General features: G+C 73.2%; 21 protein-coding genes and 2 pseudogenes. 10 read left to right on the top strand and 13 right to left on the bottom strand.

The window, feature by feature from the left end; all coding sequences use genetic code 11:
- Window positions 1-19 precede the first annotated feature (19 nt).
- Window positions 20-1,363: an MFS transporter gene (locus ACZ7GJ_RS23340; RefSeq protein ID WP_470754352.1), complete on the top strand. Its 1,344-nt coding sequence runs from the start codon at window positions 20-22 to the stop codon at window positions 1,361-1,363.
- On the opposite strand, the gene ACZ7GJ_RS23335 is transcribed toward ACZ7GJ_RS23340, so the two are convergent.
- The gene (locus ACZ7GJ_RS23335; RefSeq protein ID WP_470754350.1) at window positions 1,287-2,069 is read right to left on the bottom strand and encodes a hypothetical protein; all 783 of its coding nucleotides are present in this window, start codon (window positions 2,067-2,069) and stop codon (window positions 1,287-1,289) included. The genes ACZ7GJ_RS23340 and ACZ7GJ_RS23335 overlap by 77 nt on opposite strands.
- Before the next feature lie 150 nt (window positions 2,070-2,219).
- Between ACZ7GJ_RS23335 and ACZ7GJ_RS23330 the strand changes: the two genes are divergently transcribed.
- Window positions 2,220-3,146, top strand: coding sequence for an SDR family oxidoreductase (locus ACZ7GJ_RS23330; RefSeq protein WP_470754348.1), 927 nt, complete (start codon window positions 2,220-2,222; stop codon window positions 3,144-3,146).
- 46 nt (window positions 3,147-3,192) lie between these two features.
- Here the strand turns inward: ACZ7GJ_RS23330 and ACZ7GJ_RS23325 are convergent, their stop codons facing one another.
- The gene (locus tag ACZ7GJ_RS23325; protein ID WP_470754346.1) at window positions 3,193-3,981 is read right to left on the bottom strand and encodes a TetR/AcrR family transcriptional regulator; all 789 of its coding nucleotides are present in this window, start codon (window positions 3,979-3,981) and stop codon (window positions 3,193-3,195) included.
- Between the two features lie 81 nt (window positions 3,982-4,062).
- Between ACZ7GJ_RS23325 and ACZ7GJ_RS23320 the strand changes: the two genes are divergently transcribed.
- The 4 genes and pseudogenes from ACZ7GJ_RS23320 (at window position 4,063) to ACZ7GJ_RS23305 (ending at window position 8,967) form a co-directional block, all read left to right on the top strand.
- A complete protein-coding gene (locus ACZ7GJ_RS23320; RefSeq protein WP_470754344.1) occupies window positions 4,063-6,339 on the top strand; it encodes an ATP-binding cassette domain-containing protein in 2,277 nt (758 codons plus the stop codon).
- A 28-nt stretch (window positions 6,340-6,367) separates the two neighbouring features.
- A pseudogene (locus ACZ7GJ_RS23315) lies at window positions 6,368-7,229 on the top strand (IS630 family transposase); the annotation flags it as partial.
- Between the two features lie 303 nt (window positions 7,230-7,532).
- Window positions 7,533-7,925 (top strand): nuclear transport factor 2 family protein, encoded by a 393-nt coding sequence (locus tag ACZ7GJ_RS23310; protein WP_470754342.1) that lies wholly within the window; start codon window positions 7,533-7,535, stop codon window positions 7,923-7,925.
- A 190-nt stretch (window positions 7,926-8,115) separates the two neighbouring features.
- Window positions 8,116-8,967, top strand: coding sequence for an MBL fold metallo-hydrolase (locus tag ACZ7GJ_RS23305; RefSeq protein ID WP_470754340.1), 852 nt, complete (start codon window positions 8,116-8,118; stop codon window positions 8,965-8,967).
- Window positions 8,968-9,098: 131 nt separating this feature from the next.
- On the opposite strand, the gene ACZ7GJ_RS23300 is transcribed toward ACZ7GJ_RS23305, so the two are convergent.
- Both ACZ7GJ_RS23300 and ACZ7GJ_RS23295 read right to left on the bottom strand, forming a co-directional pair.
- Window positions 9,099-10,166, bottom strand: a complete 1,068-nt coding sequence (locus ACZ7GJ_RS23300) for an enoyl-CoA hydratase/isomerase family protein (protein WP_470754339.1) — start codon at window positions 10,164-10,166, stop codon at window positions 9,099-9,101.
- A pseudogene (locus ACZ7GJ_RS23295) lies at window positions 10,163-10,952 on the bottom strand (AraC family transcriptional regulator). Before ACZ7GJ_RS23295 ends, ACZ7GJ_RS23300 begins: the two are co-directional and overlap by 4 nt.
- 195 nt (window positions 10,953-11,147) lie before the next feature.
- Between ACZ7GJ_RS23295 and ACZ7GJ_RS23290 the strand changes: the two are divergent.
- From ACZ7GJ_RS23290 to ACZ7GJ_RS23280, 3 genes are all read left to right on the top strand, one after another.
- Window positions 11,148-12,239 (top strand): MFS transporter, encoded by a 1,092-nt coding sequence (locus ACZ7GJ_RS23290; RefSeq protein ID WP_470754509.1) that lies wholly within the window; start codon window positions 11,148-11,150, stop codon window positions 12,237-12,239.
- A 72-nt stretch (window positions 12,240-12,311) separates the two neighbouring features.
- On the top strand, window positions 12,312-12,755 hold the full coding sequence (locus tag ACZ7GJ_RS23285; protein WP_470754337.1) for a MarR family winged helix-turn-helix transcriptional regulator: 444 nt from the start codon (window positions 12,312-12,314) through the stop codon (window positions 12,753-12,755).
- Between the two features lie 52 nt (window positions 12,756-12,807).
- Window positions 12,808-13,380 carry a hydrolase gene (locus ACZ7GJ_RS23280; RefSeq protein ID WP_470754336.1) on the top strand — a complete coding sequence of 191 codons (573 nt, stop codon included), beginning with the start codon at window positions 12,808-12,810 and terminating at the stop codon, window positions 13,378-13,380.
- 39 nt (window positions 13,381-13,419) lie between these two features.
- Here ACZ7GJ_RS23280 and ACZ7GJ_RS23275 read toward each other — a convergent pair whose 3' ends face one another.
- The 8 genes from ACZ7GJ_RS23275 to ACZ7GJ_RS23240 form a co-directional block, all read right to left on the bottom strand.
- Window positions 13,420-13,974, bottom strand: a complete 555-nt coding sequence (locus ACZ7GJ_RS23275) for a DUF6434 domain-containing protein (RefSeq protein ID WP_470754334.1) — start codon at window positions 13,972-13,974, stop codon at window positions 13,420-13,422.
- A gap of 9 nt (window positions 13,975-13,983) precedes the next feature.
- Window positions 13,984-15,378: an aldehyde dehydrogenase family protein gene (locus tag ACZ7GJ_RS23270; RefSeq protein WP_470754333.1), complete on the bottom strand. Its 1,395-nt coding sequence runs from the start codon at window positions 15,376-15,378 to the stop codon at window positions 13,984-13,986.
- A gap of 33 nt (window positions 15,379-15,411) precedes the next feature.
- Window positions 15,412-17,190: an asparagine synthetase B family protein gene (locus ACZ7GJ_RS23265; protein ID WP_470754332.1), complete on the bottom strand. Its 1,779-nt coding sequence runs from the start codon at window positions 17,188-17,190 to the stop codon at window positions 15,412-15,414.
- Between the two features lie 67 nt (window positions 17,191-17,257).
- Entirely contained in the window at window positions 17,258-17,803 is a 546-nt protein-coding gene (locus ACZ7GJ_RS23260) for a hypothetical protein (RefSeq protein WP_470754330.1), read from the bottom strand.
- Between the two features lie 43 nt (window positions 17,804-17,846).
- Window positions 17,847-18,704, bottom strand: a complete 858-nt coding sequence (locus tag ACZ7GJ_RS23255) for a hypothetical protein (protein ID WP_470754328.1) — start codon at window positions 18,702-18,704, stop codon at window positions 17,847-17,849.
- On the bottom strand, window positions 18,701-19,807 hold the full coding sequence (locus tag ACZ7GJ_RS23250; RefSeq protein WP_470754327.1) for a hypothetical protein: 1,107 nt from the start codon (window positions 19,805-19,807) through the stop codon (window positions 18,701-18,703). Before ACZ7GJ_RS23250 ends, ACZ7GJ_RS23255 begins: the two co-directional genes overlap by 4 nt.
- On the bottom strand, window positions 19,804-20,868 hold the full coding sequence (locus ACZ7GJ_RS23245) for a hypothetical protein (RefSeq protein ID WP_470754325.1): 1,065 nt from the start codon (window positions 20,866-20,868) through the stop codon (window positions 19,804-19,806). Before ACZ7GJ_RS23245 ends, ACZ7GJ_RS23250 begins: the two co-directional genes overlap by 4 nt.
- Entirely contained in the window at window positions 20,865-21,629 is a 765-nt protein-coding gene (locus ACZ7GJ_RS23240) for a cupin domain-containing protein (protein ID WP_470754324.1), read from the bottom strand. The genes ACZ7GJ_RS23245 and ACZ7GJ_RS23240 overlap by 4 nt, the downstream gene beginning before the upstream one ends.
- A gap of 360 nt (window positions 21,630-21,989) precedes the next feature.
- Here ACZ7GJ_RS23240 and ACZ7GJ_RS23235 point away from each other — a divergent pair, with 360 nt between their 5' ends.
- Window positions 21,990-23,516 (top strand): cellulase family glycosylhydrolase, encoded by a 1,527-nt coding sequence (locus ACZ7GJ_RS23235; protein ID WP_470754322.1) that lies wholly within the window; start codon window positions 21,990-21,992, stop codon window positions 23,514-23,516.
- A 65-nt stretch (window positions 23,517-23,581) separates the two neighbouring features.
- Here ACZ7GJ_RS23235 and ACZ7GJ_RS23230 read toward each other — a convergent pair.
- The coding region (locus tag ACZ7GJ_RS23230) for a substrate-binding domain-containing protein (protein WP_470754321.1) at window positions 23,582-23,765 on the bottom strand (184 nt) is incomplete at its 5' end.

Below are 23,765 nucleotides of genomic sequence, written 5' to 3'. Positions count from 1 at the left end.
CCGACCCAGGGAGACATCCGTGTACCTCTCCGCCGGCCGGGCGGCCGACGCCGCCCGGGGCCTCCCCCCGCCCGGCCGCCGCACCCCGGTCCCCGCGACCGTGGTCGTGCTCGGCCTGGTCAGCATGGTCACGGATGTCTCCGCCGAGATGGTCACCTCCGTACTGCCCCTGTACCTGGTCGCCGGGCTCGGCATGACCCCGCTGGCCTTCGGCGCCCTCGACGGGCTCCAGCAGGGCGCCACGGCGCTGCTGCGCATCCTCGGCGGCCGCGTCGCGGACCGCACCCACCGCCGCAAACTGGTCGCGGGCGCGGGCTACGCGCTCTCCGCCGCCTGCAAGGCCGCCCTGCTCGTCGTCACCACCCCCTGGTCGGTGGCGGCGGTGCTGGCCGCCGACCGGACCGGGAAGGGCCTGCGCACCGCGCCCCGCGACGCGCTGATCTCGCTGTCCTGCCCGCCCGGGGAGCAGGGCCGGGCCTTCGGGGTGCACCGCGCCCTGGACACGGCCGGTGCGCTGCTGGGGCCGCTGGCCGCGTTCGGGGTGCTGTGGGTGGCGGTGGACGGGTACGGCGCCGTGTTCACCGTGAGCGCCTGCGTCGCGGTGTTCGGTGTGGTGCTGCTCGCGCTGTTCGTACGCGAGGCTCCCGCGCCGGCGCCCGCCGCCGCGTCCGCGCCCGCCCCGGCCCTGCGGACACTGCTGCGCGTCCCCGGCCTGGGGGCGCTGTGCCTGACCGCCGCCGCGCTGGGCCTGTTCACCGTCGGCGACGCCTTCCTCTACCTGCTGCTCCAGCGCCGGCTCGACCTGCCGGCCGTCTACTTCCCGCTCCTGCCCGTCGGTACGGCCGCGGTGTTCCTGCTGGCGGCGCTGCCCGCCGGCCGGCTCGCCGACCGGCGGGGGCGCCACCGGGTGTTCCTCGGCGGCCACGCACTGCTGCTCGGCGCCTGCCTGCTGCTCCTGGCGCCGCTGCCCGCCGGGCCCCTGCTGGTCGTCGGCGTCCTCGGCCTCCTCGGGCTGTTCTACGCCGCCACCGACGGGGTGCTGATGGCCGCCGCCGGGCCGCTGCTGCCGGACGGGCTGCGCGCGACCGGGCTCGCGGTGCTCCAGACCGTGCAGGCCGTGTCCCGGTTCGCGGCGTCGCTGCTGTTCGGGGCGGCCTGGACCCTGTGGGGACCCGGCCCGGCGCTGGCGGCCGCGGCCGGCGGTCTGCTGCTGGTGCTGGCCGCGGCCGGCGCGGCCGGCGCGTACCGGCTCCGCGGGGGCCGCCGGGGCAGCGCGGGCCGCCCGGTCAGCGGGCCAGGTGCAGCCGCGTGTGGAAGTACCCCGCGGACTCCTTCCCCGCCGGGTCCTCGCCGAGAGCGGTGACGGTCTCGACGGCGATCCGCTGCTCCTGCGGGTCGGTGAAGCGCCGCTGCGGGTGGGTGGCGGTGGAACGCTCGACGGCGAGCCCGTACGAGCGCAGGCACTGGGCGATCGGCCGGTAGTCGTGGGTGCGCAGTACGAAGGCGGCCACCGGCACCGGCCGGCCGGCGGCGGTGAACAGCCGCCCGAAGGTGCGCTCGGACAGGAAGCTGACGCCGCCGGTGACGGTGATCAGCCCGGCTCCGGCGGCCGCCCGGCGCAGGCCCGTGCCGGGTTCGGCGGTCTCCAGGTTCTCGCAGTACCCCTCGTCGAGGAGGCCGACGGACAGGGCGTAGGCGACGGCGGGCGCCGACACGTCGACGCCGATGGCCCGGACGGCGTCGTGGCGCCGCCGGGAGGCGTAGAACTCGCGGTCCCACTCGATGAGTTCGGCGGTGGTCAGCTCGGCGGTCTTCGCCGAGGTGTAGCGCTCGTACAGCTCCTCCAGGGTCACGTCGTGGTTGACGAGCGCGGCGTTGATCCCGTAGGAGCAGCACAGGTCGAGCATCGCCGACCGTCCGGGCGGCAGTTCGCGGCCGGTGAGGGCGCGGAACACCGCCTGTGCGTGGTGCGGGGTCTGGTATCCGTACGGTCCGAGCCCGGTGAAGTACCCCCGGGGGTCGGGCAGTCCGTAGATCTCGTCGAAGCTCGTCATACCGGGTGCGCTCATCGGGGGCACGTCTCCCTGGGGTCGCGGGCAGGACACGGGCCCCAGTCGTATCCAGCCGCGGGGCGGCGCGAAAGAACGCCGATCCGGCCACCCGTACGCGCGGGCCCGCGTTGCCGTGACCGGCGGGCGCGGGCGACGTAGGGTCGGAGCATGGCGCAGGTACAGCAGATCCTAGAAGGCAAGGTGGCCCTGGTGGCGGGGGCCACGCGGGGCGCGGGCCGGGGCATCGCGGTCGAGCTCGGCGCGCGGGGCGCGACCGTGTACGTGACGGGGCGCAGCACGCGCGGTCACCGCTCGGAGTACGACCGGCCGGAGACGATCGAGGAGACCGCGGAGCTGGTGACGGCGGCGGGCGGCCAGGGGATCGCGGTGGTCGCGGACCATTTGGTGCCCGCGCAGGTCGAGGCTCTGGTCGGGCGAATCGATGCCGAGCAGGGCCGTCTGGACGTGTTGGTGAACGACATCTGGGGCGGTGAGCTGCTCTTCGAGTGGGAGAGCACGGTCTGGGAGCACGACCTGGACAAGGGGCTGCGGCTGTTGCGGCTCGCGGTGGAGACCCATGCCGTGACCAGCCACTACGCGCTGCCGCTGCTGCTGCGCGGGCCGGGTGGCGGGCTGGTGGTGGAGATGACGGACGGCACGGCCGAGTACAACGCGAGCCGCTACCGGGTGTCGTTCTTCTACGACATCGCCAAGTCGGCGGTGCTGCGCATGGCGTTCGCGCTCGGGCACGAGCTGGGGCCGCGGGGCGCGACGGCGGTGGCGCTGACGCCGGGCTGGCTGCGTTCGGAGATGATGCTGGACACCTTCGGTGTGACCGAGGCCAATTGGCGTGACGCCCTGGAGAAGGTCCCGCACTTCGGGATCTCCGAGAGCCCCTCGTACGTCGGGCGTGCGGTGGCGGCGCTGGCCGCCGACCCGGAGGTGTCGCGCTGGAACGGGCAGTCCCTCTCCAGCGGACAGCTCGCCGGGGTCTACGGCTTCACGGATCTCGACGGCAGCCGTCCGGACGCCTGGCGGTACATGGTCGAGGTCCAGGACCCGGGCCGCCCGGCGGACGCCACCGGCTATCGCTGACCACCGCGACCCCACCGGCTACCGCTGATCACCCGCGGCCCGTCGGCTACGGCCGTCCGGCCCGCGAGTCGATCAGCCGGGCCAGCCCGTCCAGGACGCACCGCAGGCCGAACTCCCATACGGCCGCGGGGTCGTACGCGCCCACCGTGCTGCCGACGCGCACGCCCAGCGGGTAGCGCGCGGGGTCCATGGCCCGTTCCAGGAGCGGGGCGCTGACGGCCCACCACTCCTCGTCGCTCTGGCGGCTGTTGTGCGCGGCCGCGTCCGCCGCCGCCAGGGCGTTCGCGTGGACGAAGCCGAGGAGGTGGGTCAGGGCGGCGTCCATCTCCGCGTCGGTCAGCCCGATGTTGTCGAAGGCCGCCAGCTCGTACTCGTACTTGCCGATCACCCCGGGGCCGAGCGGCGGGCGGGTGACGGCGAGGTCGGCGATCCAGGGGTGGCGCAGGAGCAGGGCCCGGTTGTCCTCGGCGACGCGGGTGATCCTCGCCCGCCACGGCTCCGCGCCACCGGCGCCCGCTCCGGCGCCACTGGGGCCCTCCACCCGCGCCATGCCCTTGTACGCCCCGTCGAGCATGAGGTCGAGCAGTTCGGCCTTGCCGGGGACGTAGGTGTAGGGCGTCATCGGCGTGACGCCGAGCCGCTGGGCCAGCGCGCGCATGGTCACCGCGGCGAGCCCCTCCTCGTCGGCGAGGGCGGTGGCGGCCAGCACGACGGCGTCCACACTCAGCCCCTGCCGCGGGCCGCGCCGCCCGGCTCGCGGCTCCTCCCCCGGCTCGCGCCACAGCAGCTCCAGGGTGCGGACGGGGTCTCCCGCGCCGCTCCGGTCCTTCGCCATTCGATCTCCCTCCAAAACTCACTACGCCGTATAGAGTACAATGTATAAAGTAAGCCGAAACACCGCCACGCGAGGAGTTCCGTGCAGATCACCGCCGACAGTCACCAGGTCATCCAGGTCCGCGGAGCCCGGGAGAACAATCTGCGGGACATATCCCTGGACATCCCCAAGCGCCGGCTCACCGTCTTCACCGGCGTCTCCGGCTCCGGCAAGTCCTCGCTCGTCTTCGGCACCATCGCCGCCGAATCGCAGCGCATGATCAACGAGACGTACACGGCCTTCATCCAGTCGTTCATGCCGAGCCTGGGCCGCCCGGACGTGGACGGGCTGCACAACCTGAGCGCCGCGATCGTGGTCGACCAGGAGCGGATGGGGGCGAACTCCCGCTCCACCGTGGGCACCGCCACCGACGCCTACACGATGCTGCGGATCGTCTTCTCCCGGCTCGGCGCCCCGCACATCGGCACCTCCAGCGCCTTCAGCTTCAACACCCCCGACGGCATGTGCCCGCACTGCGAGGGAATCGGCCAGGTGTCCGACATCGCGGTGGACCAGCTCGTCGACCGTGAACTCTCCCTCAACGAGGGCGCGATCACCGTGCCCGGCTTCGCCGTGGACTCCTGGTACTGGCAGACCATGGCGAACAGCGGCTTCTACTCCCCCGACGCGAAGCTGAAGGACTTCACGGAGCAGGAGTGGGCCGACTTCCTGCACAAGGACCCGGTGAAGGTGAAGGCCGGCTCCAACAACTTCACCTACGAGGGCCTGATCACCAAGATCCAGCGGACCTACCTCTCCAAGGACCGCGAGTCCATGCAGCCCCACATCCGGGCGTTCGTGGACCGCGCCGTGGTCTTCGCCGACTGCCCCGACTGCGCCGGCACCCGGCTCTCGGCCGCCGCGCTCTCCTCGCGGATCGACGGGGTGAACATCGCCGACTGCTCGGCCATGCAGATCAGCGACCTCGCCGCCTTCGTCCGGCGGATCGACGACCCCGGGGTCGCGCCCCTGCTGGCCGGCCTGCGGGACCTGCTGGACTCCCTCGTCGAGATCGGCCTCGGCTACCTCAGCCTCGACCGGCAGTCCGGGACGCTGTCCGGCGGCGAGGCCCAGCGGGTGAAAATGGTCCGCCACCTCGGATCCTCGCTCACGGACATCACCTACGTCTTCGACGAGCCGACCACCGGCCTGCACCCGCACGACATCCAGCGCATGAACGACCTGCTGCTGCGGCTGCGCGACAAGGGCAACACGGTGCTGGTCGTCGAGCACAAGCCCGAGGTCATCGCCATCGCCGACCACGTCGTCGACCTCGGTCCCGGCGCGGGCACGGCCGGCGGACAGCTCTGCTACAGCGGGGACGTGGCCGGGCTGCGCACGTCCGGCACCCTCACCGGCCGCCACCTCGAACACCGGGCGCGGCTGCGGGAGTCGGTGCGCACACCGCGCGGCCACCTGTCGATCAAGGACGCCGACCTGCACAACCTCAAGGACGTCAGCGTGGACGTGCCGCTCGGCGTGCTCGCGGTGGTGACCGGGGTGGCGGGCTCCGGGAAGAGCTCGCTGATCCACGGCTATCTGGCGGGGCGCGAGGGGGTGACCGTGGCCGACCAGTCGCCGATCCGCGGCTCGCGCCGGTCCAACCCGGCCACGTACACCGGCCTGTTGAACCCGATCAGGACCGCCTTCGCGAAGGCCAACGGCGTCAAGGCGGCGCTGTTCAGCGCGAATTCGGAAGGCGCCTGTCCGAAGTGCACCGGCCTCGGCCTGGTCTACACGGACCTGGCGATGATGGCCGGGGTGGCCTCGGTCTGCGAGGAGTGCGAGGGCAGGCGGTTCACGCCCGAGGTGCTCACCTACCTGCTGCGCGGCAAGAACATCAGCGAGGTGCTCGACATGCCGGTGGCGGAGGCGTACGAGTTCTTCACCACCGGGCAGGCGCGGGCGATCCTCGGCCGGCTCGCCGACGTGGGCCTCGGCTACCTGCGGCTGGGGCAGCCGCTGAACACCCTGTCCGGGGGCGAACGCCAGCGGCTCAAGCTCGCCATCAACATGGCGGAGAAGTCCGCCACCTACATCCTGGACGAGCCCACGACCGGACTGCACATGGCCGACGTGGACAAACTGCTCGCGCTGCTGGACCGGCTGGTCGACGACGGCAACTCGGTCATCGTCATCGAGCACCACCAGGCGGTGATGGCGCACGCCGACTGGCTGATCGACATCGGCCCGCACGGCGGCCACGACGGCGGCGAGGTCGTCTTCGAGGGCACGCCGGCGGCGCTGGTGGCCGGGTCGGACACACTGACCGCCCGGCACCTGCGGGAGTACGTGGCCTCCTGGTCTTCCGAGTCTTGAGTTCTGTTCAGATGTATAGGGTTGACCCGTGGCGCAGACGGGGCGGCCGAAGGCCGAGTTGACGCTGTCGGACGAGGAACGGGCCGCACTGGAGGGGTGGGTGCGGCGTCGTTCCACGCCTCAGGCGTGAGCTTTGCGATGCCGGATCATCCTGGCCTGCGCCGAGGGTGTCTCGGACAAGGATGTGGCCGTCCGCCTTGGATCGACACCTCAGGCGGTCGGCCGCCGGCGGGCCCGTTTCGTGCAGTACCGGATCGCCGGCCTGGGAGACATGCCGCGTTCCGGCGGCCCCAGGACTGTGACGGATGAGCAGGTGGCCGCGGTGGTCACCAGGACGCTGGAGTCCACGCCGAAGAGCGCGATGCACTGGTCGACGCGGTCGATGGCGAAGGAAATGGGCCTCTCCCAGTCCTCGGTCTCACGGATCTGGCGGGCGTCGGCCTGCAGCCGCACCGCTCGGAGACGTTCAAGCTGTCGACCGATCCCTACTTCGTCGACAAGGTCCACGACGTCGTCGGCCTCTACCTGGACCCGCCCGAGCGGGCGCTGGTGTTCTGCGTGGACGAGAAATCGCAGATCCAGGCCCTGGACCGGTCCCAGCCCGTGCTGCCGATGATGCCCGGGGTCCCGGCACGGGCCACCCACGACTACGTCCGCGCCGGCACGACCACCCTGTTCGCCGCACTCAACGTGGCCACCGGCAAGGTCATCGGCTCCCTGCACCGCCGCCACCGCGCCGAGGAGTTCAAGAAGTTCCTCATCAAGCTCGACAAGGAAGTACCCACAGGCCTGGACGTCCACCTGATCTGGACATCAAGAAGTGGCTGCTCGGCCACCCCCGGTTCCACCTGCACTTCACCCCGACCGGGTCGTCCTGGCTGAACAGAGTTCCCGACTCAGAAGACTGAAGGGTGTTGCAGAAGGTCCGTCTCGGGCAGGCCGGAGTACGGCTGCCGGCTTCGCCGCCTTCGAGCACGCACCACGCGCGGCCGGGCCACCACTGTTGTCGCCGGACGTCATCGGATGAGGCAACTGCGCCGGCCGGGCGCACGGCACGTGCCGACGCCAAAGGCAGGCGTCCTTGGAGTGGACGCCTCTGAGCCGCCTGTCGGCGTGCGACCCAATGGCGGAGGCCGCTGAGCTGCGACGGCTCGCGCTGCATATCGTTGCCGAAGAGACCCCAGGAGGCCCCGATGACCGATCACCCACACATCGCCGTGTTCCACCGCGCCCTGGCTGCCTTCTCGGCCGGCGACATGGACGCGCTGGCGGAAGTCTTCCACCCCGACGTGGTCTGGCACATCGGGGGCAGGAACCTGTTGGCAGGGGAGACCCGGGGGCGCGAGGAAACGTTCGTGCGGTTCGGCCGAGAGTTCGAGCTGACGGGCGGCACCTATCGCCCACGGCTCCAGAACGTCCTCGCCAACGACGACAACACAGTCGCCCTGCTGCACGTCACGGCGTCACGCGAGGGAAAGCAGCTCGACATGGACAACGTCATCGTCTTCCGCATTGCCGACGGCGTGATCACCGAGGGCCGGGTCTTCGTTGCGGACCCGCCCGCATATGACGAATTCTGGTCGTAGAAACACGACGGGCGACGCCGGGAGCACTCCGGCAATGCCAGGAAAGCCGAAGCCCGGGCATGGGACCGAGCCGGCCGGTCCCGGCTCACCCACCGTGCGACCGGGCTTGACCTGCGCTTGACGACGGCCCGGCATGGGGCTGCACTGGATTCATGGACGTTGCGGCGACTCCATCCCAGGGAGAGCAGCGATGACAACCACGGAAAGCTTCGCCCTTCTGCGGCCGTACAAGATCGCCGAGGAGACGTTCGTCATCCCGTGGGCCCTCGAGGCCCCGCCGGTCGGCCACTTCCCGATGAATTCGATGGTGATCCGGGGAGCCGAACCGGTCCTCGTGGACACCGGGGCGCCCGCGGTGCGCTCCCAGTGGCTGGAGGCAGCCTGGTCCGTCGTGGATCCCCTGGACGTACGGTGGATCTTCCTCACCCACGACGACCGCGACCACGCCGGCAACCTCCTGCCGGTCCTCGCGGAATGCCCGAACGCGACCCTGCTGACGACATGGTTCTCCATCGGCCGCATGGCCGAGGAGTGGGAGACCCCCATCAACCGGTGCCGCTTCATGACCGACGGCGACACGATCGACGCGGGCGACCGCACCCTGGTCGCCAAACGACCACCCCTGTACGACAACCCCACAACCCGCGCCCTCTTCGACCCGAAGACCAACGTCCTGTGGGCCGTCGACACCTTCGCCACGAACGTGCCGACCCCCATGCCCGAAACGGCAGCGCTGTCGCCGGACGAATTCCGCGACGGCCAGTTCTTCGGCGGAAGGCTGGTCTCCCCCTGGGTCGCACTGCTTGACGCCCAGAAGTTCGAGACGGTGGTCTCCGGCTTCCAACACCTGAACGCCGAGGTCATCGCCGGCTGCCACTGCCCTGTCCTCCGCGGTTCCCGGATCCCCGAGGCCTACGACCTCCTTCGCCAGCTCCCCGAGATCCCACCGTGGGCAGAGTTCACCCAGGCCGACCTGGACCAGTGGATGGCGGTTGCCGAGAGCTCGGTTCCGCCGGAGCAGCCGCGGCCGTCGGCGACGTGAGCGGCGCTGCCGCCGGCCCTCGCAGCCTCAGCTGTACCAAACCGCACTCCGCGCGGGCATCCTCATCTGAACAGAATTCCCGACTCGGAAGACTAGGTCGTGTCGTCAAACCCGGCGCACGCCCTCGCCGCTCAGTCGAGGGTGGAGTCGGCCTCGGGGAAGGGGAGTTCCACCGAGTCCCCGAGCGGGGTGAGGAACCGGGCCACGTCCGCGCCGGACACCCCGGAGAGCGCCGCCGGGGACCAGCGCGGCCGCCGGTCCTTGTCCACGACCTGGGCCCGGATCCCCTCCACCAGGTCCGGCGTCCGCAGCGCGTGGCACGAGACCCGGAACTCCTGGGCGAGCACCCGCTCCAGCGTGCCGAGCGCACCGGCCCGGCGCACGGCGGCGAGGGTCACCTTGAGCGCGGTCGGGGACTTGGCCAGGATCACCTCGGCGGTCTCCTTGGCGGCCGGGTCGCCGTACGCGAGCAGCCGCTCCACGATCTCCTCCACCGAGTCCGCGGCGTAGCAGTGGTCGATCCACTCGCGCTGCTCGTGGAGCACGCCGCCGGGTGCGGGTCCGGCGTACCGCTCCAGCACCTCGGGTACGGGCAGCAGCGCGAGCTCGGCCGTCAGTCCGGGGAGCCGGGCGGCGGGCACGAAGTGGTCGGCGAGCCCGCACAGCAGCGCGTCGGCCGCGCCGACGGCGGTGCCGGTGAGGGCCAGGTGGACTCCGAGCCGGCCGGGGGCGCGGGCCAGCAGGTGCGTGCCCCCGACGTCGGGGACGAAGCCGATGCCGGTCTCGGGCATGGCGACGCGGGAGCGTTCGGTGACGATGCGGACGCTCCCGTGGGCCGAGACCCCGACCCCGCCGCCCATCACGATGCCGTCCATGAGGGCGACGTAGGGCTTCGGGTAGCGGGCGATCCGGGCGTTGAGCCAGTACTCGTCCCGCCAGAAGCTGGCCGAGGCGCTGGTGCCCGCCTTGGCGTCGTCGTGGATGGCCCGGATGTCCCCGCCCGCGCACAGTCCCCGCTCGCCCGCGCCCCGGATGAGGACCTGGGCGACGGCCGGGTCGTGCTCCCAGGCGGTCAGGGCCTCGTCGATGCGCAGCACCATGGGGTGGGTGAGGGCGTTGAGGGCCCGGGGGCGGTTGAGGGTGATCACCCCCGTCCGGCCTTCGGTGTCGAACAGGACCGTGTCGTCTTCGGCATTCACACCGGCCAGTATGGAGCCCGGACGTTCCGTTGCGGGAGCTCGCGCAGGTGCGCCCCGGGCGTGTGCCCGAAGGCCCGGCGGAAGACGTCGATGAAGGCGCTCGCCGAGGCCCAGCCACAGCGGTGCGCGACCGCCGTCACCGGGGTCCCCACGGCGAGCAGCCGCAGGGCCTGGTGCAGCCGCAGTTGGGTCCGCCACTGCGGGAAGGTCATGCCCAGCTCGGCGCGGAACAGCCGGCTCAGCGTCCGCTCGCCCGCCCCGGCCCCCGCCGCGGCACCGAGCTCGGCCAGCCCGCGCGGATCGGCCGGGTCCGCGTACAGCAGCGCGCACACCGCCGCGAGCCGCGGGTCCGGGGGGGGCCGGCAGGTGCAGCGGTTGCAGCGGTGAGGCACGCAACTGGTCGAGCAGCACCGCGCGCATCCGCAGGCGCTGCGCGCTGCCGTCGTCGGGGGCCCGCGTGTAGGCCAGGATCAGCTCGCGCAGCAGCGGTCCGACGGCGAGCACGGCGGGGGCCGAGAGGCCGAGCGGGTTCAGGTGGACCGGGAGGCCCACGCTGTGCAGGTCGGTGCGGCCGTAGGCGCGGTGCTCGTGCACCGTTCCGGCGGGGATCCACAGCGCCCGGGTCGCGGGGGCCACCCAGGTACCGGCATCGGTGGTGATGGACAGCACCCCGGAACCGGCGTAGGCGATCTGATGGTCGTCGTGGCGGTGCGGGTCGATCCCGTTGTGGGTGTCGAGCTCGCGGATGCTGGTCGCGGCCCTCGGGGTGTGGCGGATTTTCTGCATCACCCGGCAATTTATCGGAAGCGCGATGACCGCGGCGAGGGCGATTCTCGACCGGTGACCTCAACGAATCCCGTACGGGACCCCGCCGAGAAGCCTGCCGCACCGCGCGCCGGCACCGCCGCTGCGCCCCTTGCAGAAAACGGGCCGGCCGCCGCCCGGCGGCGCACCGCCGCCTTCTCGGCCGGGCATTCGTGCGTGGACGTCTACCAGGGCTCCGTCGCCGCGCTCGTCCCCTTCCTCGTCGCCGAGCGCGGCTACGGATACGCCGCCGCGTCCGGCATCGTGCTCGCCGCCTCGCTCCTGTCCTCGGTGGTGCAGCCGCTGTTCGGGGCCCTGGCCGACCGGTGGCCGATGCCCTGGCTGATACCGCTGGCCACGGCCGCCGCCGGACTCGGTGTGGCGCTGGTGGGGCTGGACGCCGGCTATTGGGCCACGCTGGCGGCCGTGGCGCCGTCCGGGCTGGGCGTCGCCGCCTACCATCCCGCGGCGGCCCGGCTGGTACGCACCGCCGGCGGGGCCGGGCACGGCGCGATGAGCTGGTTCGCGCTCGGCGGCAACATCGGCTTCGCCTGCGCGCCGCTGCTGGTCGCGGGAGCGCTGTCGGTGTCCGGCCCGGCGGGATGGTGGCTGCTGGCGCTCCCGGCGGCCCTCGGGGTGTTCCTCAACCGGCCGCCGCGGCCGGGGCGCTCCGCCGCCGGACCGAAACCCGGCGGGCAGGACGACGGGACCCGGCCGCCCGGCCCCGAGGACCTGCGGGCGTTCCTGCGGCTCACCCTGGTCGTCATCGTCCGGTCGGTCGTCTTCATCGGCCTCAGCACCTTCATCGCGCTCTACGTCCGCGAGCGCGGCGGCAGCGGGACCGCCGGCGCCGTGGCCCTGTTCGCCCTGTTCGCGGGGAGCGCCGGCGGCACCCTGCTCGGCGGTCGGCTGGCCACCCGCTGGGGCCGGGTCACCACCGTGCACCGGGCCTATGCCGCCGCCGGGCCCGCCATCGCCGGCGTCCTCTTCCTTCCGCTCCCCCTCGTGTACGTGTGCGCGGCGCTGGCGGCCGCCGCGCTGTACGTGCCGTTCTCCCTCCAGGTCACCCTGGGCCAGGATTACCTGCCGACGCGCATGGGCACGGCGAGCGGAGTCACCCTGGGCCTGACGGTCAGCGTCGGCGGTCTCACCGGACCGCTGATCGGCGCCGCCGCGGATGCCTCCTCCCTGCATGCCGCGCTGCTGCCCCTGGCCGTCCTCCCCCTGGCGGCCTGGGGCCTGGCCCGCCGGCTGCCGGAGCCCGCCTGAGCGCCACGGTCGGGTCCGCGATAGTCATAAGGCTTCCTTGCAAGTTTGACTGTATGTCCCTATTGTCGAATCATGCCCGTTCCGGAATCCGACAGCAGCGAGCCCCGAGACGTCGCGGAGGAGTTGCAGCACGCGATCGGCATGCTGGTCCGGCAGATGCGCGGGGCCACGAGCGGCGGGGTGAGCCTGTCCCAGATGTCCGTGCTCAAGCGGCTCGACCGGATCGGCCCTGCCACGGCCTCGGATCTGGCGCGTGCCGAGAAGATCCGGCCGCAGTCGGTCATCGCCACCGTGAACGCACTCCAGGCCGACGGCTACGTCACCCGCATCCCCCATCCCACCGACGGCCGCCGGATGTTCGTCTCGCTCACCGCCGAGGGGCAGGCCCTGGTGGGCGAGCGCCGCAAGGCCGGACACGGGCGGATCGCGGAGCTGATCACCGCGCGGCTGACCCCGGCGGAGCAGCAGCTGCTGGCCGCGGCGGTACCGCTGCTGCGGCGCCTCGCCGAGGACTGACCACCCGTACGCCCCCACGGACTCCGACGCAGCACCACCCGAAGGGAACCCGATGAGCCCCAGCCCGACCCTCGGCGAGGACACCGCCCTGGTCCTGATCGACCTGCAGAACGGGATCCTGGCGCTGCCGACCGCCAGGCCCGCCGCCGAAATCCTGAAGAAGGGCATCGCGCTCGCCGAGGCCTTCCACGCCCGCAAGCTGCCCGTGGTCCTGGTCAGGGTCGCCTGGTCGCCCGACGGCGGCGACCTGCCCACCTCGGAGGTCGACCGGCCGGGCCCGGCCACCGCGCCGCCCCCCGCGTTCTCCGAGATCCCCGCCGAGCTCGCCGCCCTCGGCGACGTCGTCGTGACCAAGCGGCACTGGGGCGCCTTCACCGGTACGGAGCTCGACCTCCAGCTGCGCCGCCGCGGCATCCACCGCATCGTGCTCGCCGGGATCTCCACCAGCGTCGGCGTCGAGTCCACCGCCCGTACCGCCTGGGAGAACAGCTACCGGCTCGTCTTCGCCGAGGACGCCACCGCCGACATCGACGCCGACTCGCACGCCCACAGCTTCGGCAAGATCTTCCCGCGCATCGGGAAGGTCGCCACGACCGACGAGATCATCGCCGCCCTCAGGCCCTGAGGACGGCGCTGCGGACCGCCGTGAGGACGGCTCTGCGGATCACGCGGTCCGGGGCCGGTCCCGGTGCTCCCGCCAGGCCGTCAGCGCCTGGTCCCGCGAGCCGTCCGGGTGCTCCGCGTGCCAGTCGCGCAGGAAACGGTTGAACTCGAACTGGGCCCCCACCTCCTGCGCTTCGGCGGCGCGGGCGCGCGTGGCGTGCCAGTGGTCCACCGCGTCGGCGAGGGTACGGCCCGCGCCCCGGGCCACGTACTCCCGCATGAACGCGTCGAAGTGGAAGCCCGGGCCGATCTCCCGGCGGAAGAACTCCCGCAGCACCTGGCTGCACCGCTGCCCTTCGGGGATCACGGTCCGCCCGTCGACGGGCGCGGCCAACTGCCTCCCCGCGGGCGCCCGGCGGGCCACCGGCTCCCCGGGCAGCCCGTCCAGCGCCGCCCGCAGCCGCCGGGTCAGCGCCGCCTTGCCGCCGCCCCGGGGTACGCCCATCTCCCGGGCCAGTCCGGTCAGTTCCTCCAGGGTCCAGTACCACCGGGCCAGCTCGTCCCCGGTGAGCCGCGGACTCGGCGACGGCCGAACCTCCCCCTCATTCGTACTCATGTTCCCATTCTACGGGGTCACCCGTACGGTCACCGTCTTCGGCCGCTGGTACTCGTGCAGGGCCAGGACGCTCAGGTCGGTGCCGTGGCCGGACGCGCCCCGGCCCCCGTGCGGGAGTTCCGCCGTCTGCACCAGATGGCAGTTGAGCCAGGCCTCGCCGGCGTCCAGGCGCGCGACCAGGTCCAGGCCGGCCCGCAGGTCGGTGGTCCACACGCTGGCCGCGAGCGCCTGCGGGACGCTGTTGGCCAGGGTCAGGGCAGCCTCCACCCCGTCCGCTCGCTGGACGGTGAGCAGGGGGCCGAAGACCTCTTCCGTGACCGCCGGGTCGTCGTGCGGGAGGTCTGCCAGCAGCCGGGCCGGGCGCCAGTGGCCCCGCTCCCCGCCGACGTCCGGGGCGATACCGGCGACGAGGTTGCGCTTCGCCTCGGAGGAGGCGACGAGGCGGTCGTAACGCGCGGCCTGGTCCGGGTTGTTCAGCGGCCCGAAATCGCGGCCGGCGAGCCGGGAGGCCAGCGCCGCCGCCAGCCCGGCCACGGCAGCCTCGTAGTTCTCCCCCAGGGTGATGACCCGGGCCGGGGCCGCGCAGCTCTGGCCCGCGTTGTACGTGACGGCCTCCGCGAGCGAGGCGAAGGTGTCGGCGGGCGCGTCCGGGAGGACGATCGCCGGGGCGTTGCCGCCCAGTTCCAGGCTGACGCGGCGGCTCCCGGCCCGTGCCACGACATCGGCACCGGCTCGGCCACTGCCGGTGAACGCGACCATGTCCACCGCCGATTCGACGAGCAGCCGGCCGGTCCGCCGGTCCCCCGGAAGGGACTGGAGCACGCCTTCGCCCAGGGCTCGCGCCGCGTGCTCCGCGAGCAGGTCCACGCTGTCGGGTGTGGTCTCGGCCGGCTTCACCACCACCGTGTTGCCCGCCGCCAGCGCCGGCGCACAGCGCCAGGCCGCCATCAGCAGCGGGTAGTTCCAGGGGAGGATCGCCCCGACCACGCCGACCGGCTCCCAGCGGACCCAGCTCTCATGGCCCGCCACCAGGTGGCCCGAGGCCGGGGCGGTCCGGGTGCGCGCCGCCGTCGCGTAGAACCGGAACAGATCCGCCACCTGCTCGATCTCGCCCGCCGTCTCCGTGTCGGGCTTGCCCGTGCCGGCCCGCTCGCGCGCCGCGTAGTGCGCCGCGTGCTCCTCGACCAGGGCCGCGAGGCGGTCCAGGCGCCGGCCCCGCTCCTTCGGCGTCAGGGCGCTCCAGCCGGGGAGGGCGGCGCGCGCCGCCGAGACGGCCGTCGCCACCTCGGGCTCCCGGGAGAGGAGGGCCCTGCCGCGGGTGCGCCCGGTGCGGGGATCGGTGAGCTCGGTCAGCTCGGCCTGTTCGGTCCCGGCCGGTTCGCTGGTCATGGGATCGCTGGTCATGGGTGCCTTTCGCCTGTGAGGTTTCGCAGGGGTTCACACGTCGTACGAGCGCAGCCACAGCTCCAGGGTCAGCACCAGCCAGAGCTTGCCGCCCTGGCGGGGCAGCAGCAGGCCCTCACCCTTCAGCCAGGTCCGGATCGTGTCCTGGCGGAACAGGCCCCGCTGCCGGGAGCGGCGGCCGAGGAGTAGCTCGTGGCCCAGTTCGCGCAATGGACCGGTCAGCCACTGCTGGACCGGCACGCGCATGCCGCTCTTGGGACGGTCGACCACCGTGCCCGGGAGCAGGTCCCGTACGGCCTCCTTGAGGATCCACTTCTCCGACGTGCCACGGAGCTTGTAACCGGGCGGGGTCGCGAAGGCGTGGTCGACGACCGACCGGTCGAAGAGCGGGGAGCGGCCCTCCACGCCCTGGGAGGAGGTCAGGCGTTCCACCTTCGTCAGGATGTGGTGGGCCCCCTTGGTCCGCAGGTTGCAGTGGAGCAGCCGGTTGAGGAGGTGGTCCATGCCGTACGGGCCGCCGGCCTCCCGCATCAGGTAGGGCTCCACGTGGCGCTGGGGGCGCGGGGCGTCCTTCAGGGCGTCGAGCGCCGGGGCCGTCAGCAGGACCGGGAGGTCCGTCCAGCACTTGCGGTACGAGCGCAGGTAGGCCGTCGCCCGGTCCTCGTCCCAGGGCGCGCCGGGCGTCCGGTGCATCTCCTGGACCAGCATCGGGAGGTTCTTGGGTCCGCCGAAGACCGGGTCGCCGCCCTCGCCGTTGAGGACCACGGAGGCCCCGTCCGCGGCCACGGCCTCGGCCAGCATCAGGTTGGGCACCGTCAGGGGGTCGCCCACCGGGCTGTCCAGCAGCGCGGCGGCCTCGGCCAGTCGCGCGGCCACGGCCGCCCCGGAGACGGTCAGGACCCGGTGGCGGGTGTGGCAGTGGGCGGCCACGAGGCCCGAGTAGCCCAGCTCGTTCGGCAGGTCGTCGCCGAAGCTGATCGAGTACGTGTGGACCGGGTGGGTGTGGAGCTTCGCCGCCAGGGCGGTGACGAGGGAGCTGTCGATGCCACCGGAGAGCAGCACCGCCGCGGGCTCCGCCGCGGGCAGCCTGGCCGCCGTCGCCTGCTCCAACAGGGAGCGCAGGGTGAGTGCATGGCCCGTCGCGTCGTCGGCCGGGCCGGTGTCCCCGATGGCCTCGCGGGGCTCCCAGTACACCGTTTCGGTGGTCGTGCCGTCCCGGCCCAGCCGCAGCACCCGGCCGGGCAGCACCTCCCGTACTCCGGTGAGCAGGGTCTCCTCCCCCGGCAGGTACGCGAAGGTGAGGAAGGAGCGCACCGCCGACAGGTTCATGGACGTGCCGAGCGCCGGCCAGCGGCGCAGCGCCCGTAGCGAGGTGGAGGCGGCCCACGCGCCGCCGGCCCGCGCGTAGTAGAGGGTGCGGGCGCCGACGTGGTCTCGGATCAGGACCAGGTCGGGGCCGTCCAGCACGGCCAGCACGAACATGCCCTCGGCCAGTGCCACTCCGGCCTCACCGAGCAACGCCCAGCAGTGGAGGAGGAGTTCGGCGTCGGAGCAGGTGGGGCGCGGCGCGGTGCCCCGGGCCGTGAGGGCGGCGAGCAGCACCGGACGGTTGTGGAGGGTGACCTCGCCGGCCGCGGTGCGCCCGTACGCGGTGAACGGGCCCTCGGCGCGGCCGGGTTCACCGGTGATGAGGCCCAGCCCGGCGCCCGGTACGTCCACGGGGTCGCAGCCCCGTCCGGCGGCGCCCATCGCCTCCAGATGGGCACGGGCCTGCCCGGTGGTGTCGGCCAGGCAGGCGCACAAGCGTGCCACGGACAGCTCCCTTCCCTCGTGCTCGTGTGTTCCGTCCTGGGGCCCGGCCTCCCGGCGGAGCCCCGGTTCAGCCGAAGTCGTCGTCGCTCCAGGCGTCCTCGTCGCCGTCCCAGCCGGATTCCCAGCTGTCGTCGCCGGAATCCCCGCCGGAATCCCCGCCGCCGTCGCCGCCGTCGCCGCCGGAGGACGAGGCCTGGCTCTGCTCCTGTTGGCGGCGCAGGGCCTCTTCCTCCTCCGGGGTCATGCTCAGCGGCGGCAGTTGGGCGGCCGTCACGGCCATGCTCGCCACCCCCAGGCCGGCGAGGAGGGCCCCCATCCGGCCGCCGAACGAGGTCCGGTTGACGGTGACCCGCTCGCCGCGCGGCCAGACGGTGCGGCCGTACCCGATGTCCCGGGCGTAGATCGCCGTGCCGTCGCCGAAGGTGCGTTTGATGACGCGGTCACCGAGCAGCTCGTCGGTCCCCGAGGCTGCCCGGTTGTCGTGCCAGCGCACCACGTGGGGGCGGCCCGGCGTGCGGCTGCGCCACTCCTCCAGACCGTCTTCGTACCTGCGGTGGACCGTGCCGTCGGCGAGGAGTTCGTCCGAGTAGCCGATCTCTTGGGGCCGGATCATCGTGTGCGCACCTCGGGTGTGTCGGTTCGGTCGCGGGGGCCGCTCACGCGGTCGGCCAGGTCATGAAGCCGGCGGTGCGCAGACCGCTCAGCTCGCCCCACAGGGAGTCGCGGGGCGGCCGTGGGCCCCGGGCCAGGCGCAGCACGGTCCGCACCAGCCGGGCCGGCGGTACGGCCGCCACCTCGGCGAACCGGCCCCGCGCCAGCCACGCCGCCTCGCGCGGCCGCAGCGCGGCGGGCCAGTCGCCGCCCGCCTCCGGGGCGAGGGCCGGGCCGCGGCCCGCCGGCAGGCGCAGGGCGGCGGCGTGCCGCGGTACGAGGCCCAGGGAGCCGACCCGCACCCCGGGCAGGGGGCCGAGGGCGGCCCGTACCCGGGCCGGGAGCGTCACGCCGTCGGGGCTCGCGTCGTGCAGGACGTACACCGTGGCGTCGTCCGCCCGCTCCAGGGCCGCGAGGAGGCCAGGGGCCAGGGGCAGCGCGTCGGGCGCCGCGAGGACGGGGCAGGCCGCCTCCAGGTGGACGTGGTTGGCCAGCAGCATCGCGGCGAGCGAGCGGTCCTGGCAGAGGAGGAGGCGCGGCAGCCCGTAGGCGTACAGGTCCGGGTCGGCCGCCGGCCGGCCCTCCCCGTACGCCCGTTGCGCCGGTGGCCGTACGGCCGGCAGCAGGCGCGGTACGGCCTCCCGGCCCCGCGCGTCCAGGACCCGGGTGAACGTGGGCAGGCGCAGGGCCGGTGGCGGGGTGCCGGGGACACGGCGCAGGAGCGGCGCGGCGGGGCTGAGCACCCGGCAGGTCTCGTAGTAGAGCTGCCGCTCGGTGAACCGCAGCCCGCCGGGATCGGCCGCGCGGGCGGCGGCCTCGGCGATCGCGCGGCCGACCAGCCGGTCTGTCGTACGCGTACTCATGCGCTCGACGTGCCTTTCGTCTCAGGGGCGTCGGGCCAGGTCAGGAAGCCGTACGCCGGCGCGGCGCCGGAGTCGGCCGCGGCCATCGCGACGGCCCGCTCCACCGCCTCCTCGACCACCTCGGCGAGCCGCGCCGGCGACACGGCCGCGATCGGGCTCCAGAACCCCTCGGCCAGCCAGGCGGCGTCCTCCTCGGACAGGCCTGCCAGGGCTCGCAGTTCCGCGGCGTCCACGGCCGGGGCGTGCGCACCGGCCGGGAGGCGCGTGACGCGGTGGACGGCGCCCCGCCGGTCCCGGACCGCGGACGCCGGCAGCCCGGCGTCCACCACGGCCCGGTTCGGGTGGGCGATGCGCAGGAGCGGCGTCAGCAGCGCGCCGAGTGCGCTCGCGTCGTGCAGCACCACGACCGGGAGCCGGCCCGGGAGGTCCACGAGGGCGAGGTGGGCGGAGTCCGGGTCCGCCTCCACCAGCACCGCGCGCACGCGGGCCGGCATGTCGTTGGCCTCCAGGAACACCGCGACGGCGTGGTCGGTGCACAGGATCACGGCCCTGGGGCGGCGCGGCTGCGGCGCGCTGTACCCCGGGATGCGCCTGCCTTCGTCGACCACGCCGGGCGGCAGGCCCCCGTACGCCGACCGCCAGTTCCCGTTCATCATCCGCCGGAAGTCCGACTCGGTGGGGGTGAGGGACGAGCCCATGGGCAGGGCCGGGTCGTACGGGAGCAGCTTGGGCGCCGCGATGAGTACGGCGACGGCGGCGGCCGCGGCCAGGAAGGCGGGGAATCCGCTGCTGAGGACCCAGCAGACGGCGAGTCCGGCACTGAGCGGCAGCGACACGAGCCGGCGGACCCAGGGCCGGACCCCCCGCGCTTCGCGCGCCCGCCAGGCGCGGCTGTACGTACGGGAGCGGTACCAGAGCTGGGTGATGGTCACCTGGAGGCGGCCGTGGTCGGTGAAGGACTCCACGCAGCGGCGGATCCGCAGGTCGTGCATGCCGCGGCCGTCGGCCTTGGGGTCCAGGGCGAACCGGCGCTCGCAGTGGGAGCACACCCGGCCCGTGCGCTGCCTGCAGTTCAGCGAGGTCGAGCAGTTCGGGCAGATCACGGTGCACCCTCCGCATCCGGGCCGTCCCCGGCCGCCGTCCCGGGCCAGGTCATGAAGCCGACCTGCGCGGCGTGGCGCCGGTCGGCGTCGACACTGCGGCCGATCTGCTCGGCGAGCCGGTCGAGCACGGCGAGCAGCCGGACCGGGGGCACGCCGACGAGCGGGAACCGCCAGCCCTCCGACAGCCACTTGAGCTCCTCCGCGGTGAACTCGCCGAGGGCGGTGAGCCGGCTCATCTCCTCATGCGCCGGCTTGCGGCCCCGGTCCCGGTACGGGACCGCCTGCGGCAGGCCGCGGACCGTGCGCATCGACAGCCCGGCGTCGACCACCGGGCGCCCGGGGAGGGTCTCGCGGAGCCGGTGCAGGAGCAGTTCGCCGCCCGCGTCGGCGTCGTGGAGCACCAGGACCGGGCAGCGCTCCGGCAGGGCGGGGACGTCCTCGATGCTCCGGACGACGATGATGCCACGGCGGTCGGGCAGCCCGTCGGCGGCGAGGAACGCGGCGACGGAGGGGTCGGGGCAGACCATGACCATCGCCCAGGCCGCCGCGCCGGCCGGCTGCCGCGTCCAGGGGTCGCCGCTGTCGTCGACCACGCCGGGCGGCAGTTCCCCGTACACCCGCAGCCACGCGGCGAGTTCGTAGGAGCGGAAGGAGTCGCGGGGCACGGGCGGGATGCCCCGGCCCGCGCCCCGGTGCCGGGCGATGTAGATGCCGGCCGAGGTGACCAGGAGGGCTCCGGCGACGAACGGGATGAACGCGGGCGTGCCGGAGAAGGACCAGACGGTGAGGAGCACTCCGCCGAAGAGCGCCCAGCCCGCGCATCCGGGCGCGAACTCGCTCTCCCCGATCCGCTTACGCGACAGGGCGTACCACAACTGGCCGGGGGTGATGCGGATCCGGCCCTCGTCCGTGAGCTGGGTGGCGATCCGGCGGACCCGGAGGTCGCTCAGGCGCAGGGAGTTGGTCTTGGGGTCCAGCGCGTAGCGGCGTTTGCAGTGGCTGCACGTGTTGTCGGTGCGCTCCTTGCGGAGCAGGTTGCGTTCGCAGTGGGGGCAGATCACCGGCCGGCCTCCAATGCGGTGGCCACCCGGCGCAACCGTGCCGCCAACCGCTCGCGCACGGTGGTGCCGGCGATGCCGTGGACCCGCTGGGCGCGCTCGATGCCGCGCAGTGCGGCGGCGAGGACCCGGTAGTCGGTGGCGGCGGCGACCGCGGGGACGGTACGCCCGGCGGGCCCGGACCCGGGAGCGGGCGGCACGGCGCGGGCGGTCGCGCGGTGTTCGGCTTCCGCCGCGGTGATCGCGTAGTCCTCGTGGTCGATCCCGTAGCCGGTGTTGGCGGCGAGGATCGTGAGCGGGGACTCACCGCGGTTCGCGAAGGAGTGCGGCATCATCTCGGGGATGCGGATCAACATGCCGGGTGCGAGCGGGACTTCGGCGACCCGGCCGCGGTCCGGGTCGTAGAGGCCGCAGGCGGCGTGGCCGAGGCTGAGGACGAAGTGCTCGCCTCCGTGCGCGTGCGGGGTGAAGGCGCTGCGCGGGCCGACCACCCCCAGTTTCACCGTGGCGTTGGACGGCCGCTCCGGCGAGGTGGCGGCGTCGCCCACCAGGTAGTGCGCGAACTGCCCGTCGTCGATGAAGCGCAGGAACTCCCGCTCGGGCCCGAGTTCCCGGCTGCCCTCCCGGTCGGCGAGGACGATGCTGCCGTCGGGCCTCAGGTGGTACAGCTCCACGCCGCCCGGCAGCCCCCGTCCGGCGTGGTGCGGCAGGTCCTCGGGTATTCCGCGGATCTGCGGTGTGCGGTCGTACGGTCGTGCGGCCATCGCGCCTCCCCCTGACGCCCCGGTGCGCTGCACGCGCCTCGCACGCGCATCGTAAGGCCCTGATCCGCACCAGGGGGAGGACTCGGAGCGACACCCCGACAACCGGCGGGTGGCCGGCCGGGGGAACGGGGTCTCACGAAGGGGATGGGGACAAGCCGTGAACCAGTGGGAGCGCTCCCAGCGTGCAGACTGGACGCAGTTGGCGTCAAGAGGCGCGAAGAGTCGAACCCTTGCGCCGGGAACTTTTCCCGACTCCTCTTTTCCTCGGCGTCAGTTGCCGTTACGGTCTGGCCCAACCAGTGGGAGCGATTCCGTCAGTCGGCGCGCCGCCAGAGCGCGCCCTCACGCGAGGAGTCGCTCATGCGACACCCCCCACGCCTGTCCGCGCTGTTCACCGGGGCAGTGCTCGTGATGGCGAGCGGTACGTTCGCGGTCACGGGTACGGCCTCAGGGGCCGCGGCAGCACCCTTCTGCACGGTGGAGTACTCGGTCGTCGGCGAGTGGGCCGGCGGTTTCCAGGGCTCGGCCACCGTCACCAACAACAGTTCCGGAGCGCTGAACGGCTGGAGCCTCGGCTTCGGCTTCCCGGCGGGCCAGGCGGTGAGCCAGGGCTGGGGCGCCAAGTGGTCCCAGTCCGGGGCTGCCGTCACGGCCGCGAACGAGAGCTGGAACGCCACGCTCGGCACCGGCGCGAGCGTGACGGCCGGCTTCATCGCCTCCTGGTCGGGGACCAACACGGCGCCCGGCGCGTTCACGCTCAACGGAACGCCCTGCGCCACCGGCTCCGGACCGGCTCCTACACCCACGGCGCCGACGCCGACGCCCACCGGCCCGACCGATCCCCCCGACCCGGCCCCCGGGGCGCCCGAACTGGGCGTCACCGGCAATCGCCTCACCGACGGGAACGGCGCCACCCGCCGCCTCCTCGGCGTCAACCGCTCCGGAGGCGAGTTCATGTGCGTCCAGGGCCACGGCATCTTCGACGGTCCCGTCGACGACGCCTCGGTCCGCGCCATCGCCGACTGGCAGGCCAACACCGTCCGCATCCCCGTCAACGAGGAGTGCTGGCTCGGCCTCGACAACATCAAGCCCGAGTACCGGGGCACGGCCTACGTCGATGCCGTCAAAGGCCTGGTCGACCGGGTCCTCGCCCACGGCATGACCCCGGTCGTCGAACTGCACTGGACGCACGGCCAGTACACCGGCAACTCCGCCGGGTGCGCCGACGTCCACGCCTCCTGCCAGAAGCCGATGCCGAACGCCCAGTACACCCCGGCGTTCTGGACCTCGGTGGCGAACACCTTCAAGAACGACCGGCGGGTCGCCTTCGACCTGTTCAACGAGCCCTACCCCGACCGGGCCACGCCCACCGCCGCACAGGCGTGGACGTGCTGGCGCGACGGCGGCACCTGCCCGGGCATCGGCTACGAAGTCGCCGGCATGCAGGACCTGGTGGACGCCGTCCGTGCGACCGGGGCCCGCAATCTCGTCCTCGTCCCCGGCATCGCGTACTCCAACGACCTGAGCCAGTGGCTCGCCCACTCCCCCACCGACCCGACGGGCAATCTGGCCGCGGCCTGGCACGTCTACAACTTCAACACCTGTTCCGACGAGGCCTGTTGGAACAGCACCCTGGCCCCGGTCGCCGCCCGGGTCCCCCTGGTGGCGGGCGAGATCGGCGAGAACACCTGCGCACACGCGTTCATCGACCGCGTCATGAAGTGGTTCGACGACCGCACCCTCTCGTACCTCGGCTGGACCTGGAACACCTGGAACTGCTCCTCGGGACCGGCGCTGATCACCTCGTACGACGGCACGCCCACCGCATTCGGGACCGGGCTGCGCGACCATCTGCGCGCACTGAGCGGAAGGGCACCCGCGAAATGAAGGACCGGGCGCGCTGACGAGCGTCGACACGTACGGCTCCGGTCCGGACCGGAGCCGTACAGCCCTCAGGAGGAGTCCCGCACGATCAGCTCGGTCGGCAGGACCCGGCGCGGCTCCCCCGCCTCTGCCTCGGCCGCCTCCACCTCGACCCCCACCTCGGCGATCTTCTGGAGCAGCAGCCTGGTCATCGTGCGGCCCATCTCCTCGATCGGCTGGCGCACGCTGGTCAGGGGCGGATCCATCAGACGC

The sequence above is a fragment of the Streptomyces sp. NPDC037242 genome (assembly GCF_055604165.1).
The sequence above is the reverse complement of the archived record's forward strand: the minus strand, read 5'-3'. Positions and strand labels throughout refer to the sequence as shown.